Annotated in this window: 5 protein-coding genes; all 5 read left to right on the top strand. The window is 64.9% G+C overall.

Going from position 1 to position 5,515, the window contains the following annotated elements; all coding sequences use genetic code 11:
* Positions 1-87 precede the first annotated feature (87 nt).
* Positions 88-1,347, top strand: coding sequence for an electron transfer complex subunit TmcD (gene tmcD, locus VN419_RS10165; protein WP_349255588.1), 1,260 nt, complete (start codon positions 88-90; stop codon positions 1,345-1,347).
* A gap of 21 nt (positions 1,348-1,368) precedes the next feature.
* Positions 1,369-2,028, top strand: coding sequence for a TmcC family electron transfer complex membrane anchor subunit (tmcC, locus tag VN419_RS10170; RefSeq protein ID WP_325647115.1), 660 nt, complete (start codon positions 1,369-1,371; stop codon positions 2,026-2,028).
* Between the two features lie 35 nt (positions 2,029-2,063).
* Positions 2,064-3,392, top strand: a complete 1,329-nt coding sequence (gene tmcB, locus VN419_RS10175; protein ID WP_325647117.1) for an electron transfer complex ferredoxin TmcB — start codon at positions 2,064-2,066, stop codon at positions 3,390-3,392.
* Positions 3,393-3,404: 12 nt separating this feature from the next.
* Positions 3,405-3,782: an acidic tetraheme cytochrome c3 TmcA gene (gene tmcA / locus VN419_RS10180; protein ID WP_325647119.1), complete on the top strand. Its 378-nt coding sequence runs from the start codon at positions 3,405-3,407 to the stop codon at positions 3,780-3,782.
* A gap of 81 nt (positions 3,783-3,863) precedes the next feature.
* Positions 3,864-5,515: PAS domain S-box protein (locus tag VN419_RS10185; protein ID WP_325647121.1), on the top strand; the 1,652-nt coding region annotated here is incomplete at its 3' end.

Consider the following 5,515-nt stretch of genomic DNA (forward strand, 5'->3'; position numbering starts at 1 on the left):
GCTTGCTGATGTTCAACGTAATATTCGCCTAGCAATGTAGTGTGAGCACATTCAAGACGCACGCACCTCGTGCGGGGGAGGAACGGCATGCATCCACCAGCCTTGTGGGATTGGGAATCGGGACAACGCGTGATCCTCGCCTCCATGGAGCGGCCGAAAAACGTCGCCTGGGTGGAGGAATACCACGCCTCGCCGGACGGGGAGCGCGTGGCGGCCCTGGCCTGTCTGGATGAAGGCGGCTTCACCGCCTTCGTCAACGGCGAACAGTGGGAAAACACCTTCGAGAAAGCCTGGTACCCGCGCTTCAGCCCGGACGGACGGCTTACCGCCGTGGTCCAGCAGGACGGCATGTGGACCCTGGCCGTGGACGGCGAGGCCTGGGAGGAGAGCTTCGATTATCTCTGGGGCACGCAATTCTCCAAAGAGGGCGACGTCATCGCCGCCTGCATGCAAAGCGGCGGGGAATACGGCCTGTGCATCGACGGCGCGCCCTGGGACACCTTGTATGAAAACGCCAGCCAGTGCGCGCTCTCGGCCGACGGCAAGGCCTCGGCCGCGGTGGTGCAGCTGGAGTCCCTCAAGCCCGCCGACCTGGAGGCCTTCCAGAACGGAGTCTTCGGCGTGGCTGTGAACGGCCGCAAATGGGACGCCAATTTCATGAACTGCTGGACCCCGGCCTTTGACGCGCAAGGCCAGCACGTGGCCGCCCAGGTGCGGTTGACCCTGTACGACTACTCCATCGCGGTGGACGGCAAGCTGTGGCCCGAGAACTACGCCTGCGTGTGGGAGCCGCGCTTCAACCCGGCCACGGGCAAGGTGGTGGCCCCGGTGCGGCTCAAGGGCCTGTGGGGCATGGCCCAGGACGGCCAGATCATCTGGGAGCCCCGTTTCGCGCAGTGCTGGCACCAGCAGATCAGCCCGGACGGCAAGAACGTCGCGGCCATCGTCGCGCCGGAGTTCGGCGCCTTCACCGTGGCGGTGAACGGCAAGCCCTGGGGCGTGAAGTTTCCGGTGGTGACGGACCTGGCCATCGGCCACGACGGGACCACCGTGGCCGCCCTGGGCAACGTGGACAACGCCGACTGGCAGGTGCTGGTGAACGGCGGGGCCTGGGCCGGAACCTGGGACATGGCCTGGAAGCCGGTCATCAGCCCCGCTGGCGGGCATGTGGCGGCCAAGGTGGCCAAGGGCAAGCGCCAGACCGTCGTGGTCAACGGCCGGCCCTACCAGCGGGAGTTCGACCAGGTCTTCGAGCCCGCCTTCAGCCCGGACGGCAAGAAGCTGCTCATCCGCGGCATCGACAAGGGCTCCGCCGTGCGCATCGTGGCCGACGTGGGCCAGGCGTAAACCGCCAAGGAGGATTCACACATGAACGCCGCGTATGAATTCGTCACCGGGCCGCTGGCCTGGGCCGCCTGGGGGATCTTCCTCCTGGGCTCGGCCTGGCGGCTTTTCTCCATGTATCAGCTGGCAAAGGCGAAAGACGCCTCGTCCATCGCCTTTATGGACCTGGGCTTTTCGCTGCGCTCCATCTTCAATTGGCTCATTCCCTTCAACGCCCTGGGGTGGAAGAAAAGCCCGGCCATGACCGTGGGCACCTTCGCCTTCCACGCCTGCCTCATCATCGCGCCCATCTTCCTGGCCGCCCACGTAATGCTCTGGGACCAGTTCTTCGGCGTCAGCTTCATCACCCTGCCGGACAACGTGGCCGACATCATGACCCTCGTGGTCATCGGCGTGTGCCTGTACTTCGCCGGACGCCGGATCATGCAGCCCGAGGTGCGCTACATCACCACCGGGCAGGACTGGCTGGCGCTGGCCATCGTGCTTTTGCCCTTCCTGACGGGCTTTTTGGCCTATCACCAGGCCTTCAACTACGACCTCATGGTCATCCTGCACGTGCTGGCGGGCGAGGCCATGCTCGCGGCCATACCCTTCACCCGCCTCTCGCACATGGTTTTCGCCGTGTTCACCCGCGCCTACATGGGCTCGGAGTTCGGCGCTGTGCGCCATGCGCGCGACTGGTAACGCCCCCGCGGCGACTCGAAAGGAGGACGAAAGACATGGGCATTGCGGAAAGACTCATAGAGGACGTGGGGCTCAGGCGCGGGGTGTCCAAGCTCACGCCGGAGAAAATCGAAAAAATCGTCAACGCCGTCATCACCGGGGAAACCGGCGCGCGGCTCAAGGCCTATTCGGAAACCTGCATGCGCTGCGGCCTGTGCGCGGAAGCCTGCCACTTCTCCCAGTCCCACCCGGACGACCCGAGCTTCACCCCGGCGGGCAAGGTGCACCAGACCATGGGCGTGCTCTTGAAGACCGGCGGCCGCGTGGACCCGGACTTCATCTACGGCATGGCCCAGCTGGCCTACACCGAATGCAACCTGTGCCGCCGCTGCGTGCACTTCTGCCCCATCGGGGTGGACACGGGCTACATCATGAGCACGGTGCGGCGCATCTGCCACAAGCTTGGCGTCACGCCGCAGTACATTCAGGACACGGCGCACAGCCACAGCGCCACCTCGAACCAGATGTGGGTGAAGGACGACGAATGGACGGACTCGCTCATGTGGCAGGAGGACGAGGCGCGCGAGGAATTCCCCGGCCTGCGCATTCCCCTCGATAAGGAAGGCGCGGACATCTACTACTCGGTCATCGCGCCGGAGCCCAAGTTCCGCACCCAGCTCATCTACCAGGCCGCGGCCATCATGCACGCGGCCGGGGCCGACTGGACCATGCCCTCCGAGCCCGGCTGGGACAACTCGGACATGTGCATGTTCACCGGCGACTTCGAGATGATGGGGCGCCTCAAGCGCCGGCACTTCGAAAGCGCGCAGAAGCTCAAGGTCAAGCGCATCGTCATGGGCGAGTGCGGCCACGCCTTCCGCAGCGTGTACGACGTGGGCAACCGCTGGCTGGGCTGGCGCTGGCATCCGGTGCCGGTCATCCACGCGGTGGAGTACTACTGGGAGCTCATCCAGGAAGGCAAGATCAAGCTGGCCAAGAAGTTCCCCGGACCCGTCACCATCCAAGACCCCTGCAACATCGTGCGCGGGCGCGGCCTGGAGGACAAGCTGCGCGAGGTAACGCGCTTCCTGGTGGAGGGCGAGATCATCGAGATGCATCCGAACAAGGAACACAACTACTGTTGCGCGGCGGGCGGCGGCGTCATCAACTGCGGCCCCCCGTTCAAGAACCAGCGCGTGGCCGGAAACGAGGTGAAGGCCAGGCAGCTCGCGGCCACGGCGGAACGGGGCGTCAAGACCGTCATCACCCCCTGCCACAACTGCCACGGCGGCCTGCACGACATCATCCACCACCACAAGCTGGGAATGGACTTGAAGTTCTTGAGCGACATCATTTACGAGTGCATGGAAAAACCCGAAGCGTAGGAGGAATCATCCATGAACCGCACACTCCCGCTTCTGCTGGCGACCGCGCTCGTACTGGCCTGCGCCCAGGCGGCCCTTTCCCAGCAGGACATGAAGACCCTTTCCCCGGCGGCCTACGGCAAACTCACCCGGCCAGCCGCCCAGTTCAAGCACGACGAGCACAATGAGAAGGCCAAGATCGAGGACTGCGTGGCCTGCCACCACGGCGGGGCCAACGGCAAGCAGGACAAGAGCGCCTCCACCGAGGGCACGCCCTGCGCCGACTGCCACAAGCTGAAGGCCGAGGGCAAGAACACGGCCCTGACCAAGGCCTACCACAAGCAGTGCATCGGCTGCCACCAGGCCAAGGGCAAGGGGCCCATCGCCTGCGGCCAGTGCCACAAGCGCTGATGACTTGAAGCCGGACCGGAGGCAGGCCGACGCAACGCGGCAGGCTTCCGGTCCGGGCAATCGCTTTTCTGGGGGCCGGCCATGCAGAATCCGTGGAGCATCATCCGGAAGAGCCTGGTTCTGAAGCTCATCGCCACGGCGGGGCTCTCCCTCGTGCTCAGCGTGGCCGCGCTGTCCTATTTCGCCATCAGCCACCAGGAAGAAATCCTCATGAGCTACGCCGTGTCCGAGGCCGACCGCCTGGGCACCACCATCAAACTCGGCACGCGCTACGCCATGATGGTCAACTCGCGCGACGACCTGAACCAGATCATCACCAACATCGGCACCCAGCCGGGCATCCAGGCCGTGCGCGTGTACAACAAGGAAGGCCAGATCAAGTTCTCCAACATCCGCGCCGAGGTGGACACGGTGACGGACATCAAGAGCCAGGCCTGCTACGTGTGCCACCAGGCCACGCCGCCCCCGCCGGACGTGCCCCTGGAGAGCCGCACGCGCATCTTCACCGCGCCCTCGGGCCAGCGCATGCTGGGCATAATCAGCCCCATCCACAACGAGGACGGCTGCTCCGAGGGCTGCCACTTCCACCCGGCGGACAAGAAGGTCCTGGGCGCCATCGACGTGGTGCTCTCCCTTGAGGCCACGGACCGCGAGATCTCCTCGTTCCAGACGCGCAGCGTGGCCTTCACCATCATCGTGCTGGCAGGCATGGGCCTGGCCATCTCGGTGTTCATGGGCCGTTTCGTCATGCGCCCCATACGAAAGCTCATCACCGGCGCGCAGCTCATCGCCGAGGGCGGCCAGTGCACCCGCATCGACATCGACCAGCCGGACGAGATGGGCACCCTGGTGCACACCATCGAGCGCATGGGCAAGAGCATCAGCGACAAGCAGATAGAGCTGAACCGCCAGCGCGACGAGTACCAGACGCTCTTTTCGCTGGTGCCCTGCATCATCACCGTGCAGGACCGCAATTTCCGCCTGCTGCGCTACAACCAGGAGTTCCGCGAGAAGTTCCGCCCCCGCCCCGGCGACACCTGCTACCACGCCTACAAAGGCCGCAGCGAAAAGTGCCCCAACTGCCCGGTGGAAAAGAGCTTCGAAACGGGCCGCTCCTTCACCAGCGAGGAATCCGGCCTGGACGCCGACGGCACCATCCGCCACTGGCTGGTCACCAGCTCGCCCATCAAGAACGCGGAAGGCCAGGTGGTGGCGGCCATGGAAATGTGCCTGGACATCACCAGCCGCAAGCAGCTGGAGGACAAGCTGGAGCGCAGCGAGCGCAAGTACCTGGCCATCTTCAAGAACATCCCCAACCCGGTGTTCGTGTTGGACGAGGGCAGCCTGAGCATCCTGGACTGCAACGAGAGCGTGAAGCCGGTGTACGGCTTTGAACGCGCGGAGCTCTTGGGCGCGAGCTTCCTGTCGCTTTTTCCCCCGGACGACCGCGAACCCTACAAGCTGAAGCTGCGGCAAAAAAGCCTGCACGACCGCGTCATCAACGTGGCCAAGGACGGCCGCAGGCTTTTCGTCACCGTGCGCCTGTCGCCCTCGGAATACAGCGGGCAGAAGGTGCTGCTCGTCACCACCAGCGACATGACCAAGCGCCTGGAGACCGAGCAGCAGCTCATCCAGGCCTCGAAAATGGCCACCCTGGGCGAAATGGCCACGGGCATGGCCCACGAGCTGAACCAGCCCCTGTCCGTCATCAAGACCGCTGCCAGCTTCATCCG

The organism is Humidesulfovibrio sp., assembly GCF_035560995.1.
Classification (GTDB): domain Bacteria; phylum Desulfobacterota; class Desulfovibrionia; order Desulfovibrionales; family Desulfovibrionaceae; genus Humidesulfovibrio.

Excerpts from the sequence above, each read along its gene's own strand:
- tmcA (WP_325647119.1), top strand. The coding sequence starts at position 3,405 with ATGAACCGCACACTCCCGCTTCTGCTGGCGACCGCGCTCGTACTGGCC.
- tmcD (WP_349255588.1), top strand. The coding sequence starts at position 88 with ATGCATCCACCAGCCTTGTGGGATTGGGAATCGGGACAACGCGTGATC.
- tmcB (WP_325647117.1), top strand. The coding sequence starts at position 2,064 with ATGGGCATTGCGGAAAGACTCATAGAGGACGTGGGGCTCAGGCGCGGG.
- tmcC (WP_325647115.1), top strand. The coding sequence starts at position 1,369 with ATGAACGCCGCGTATGAATTCGTCACCGGGCCGCTGGCCTGGGCCGCC.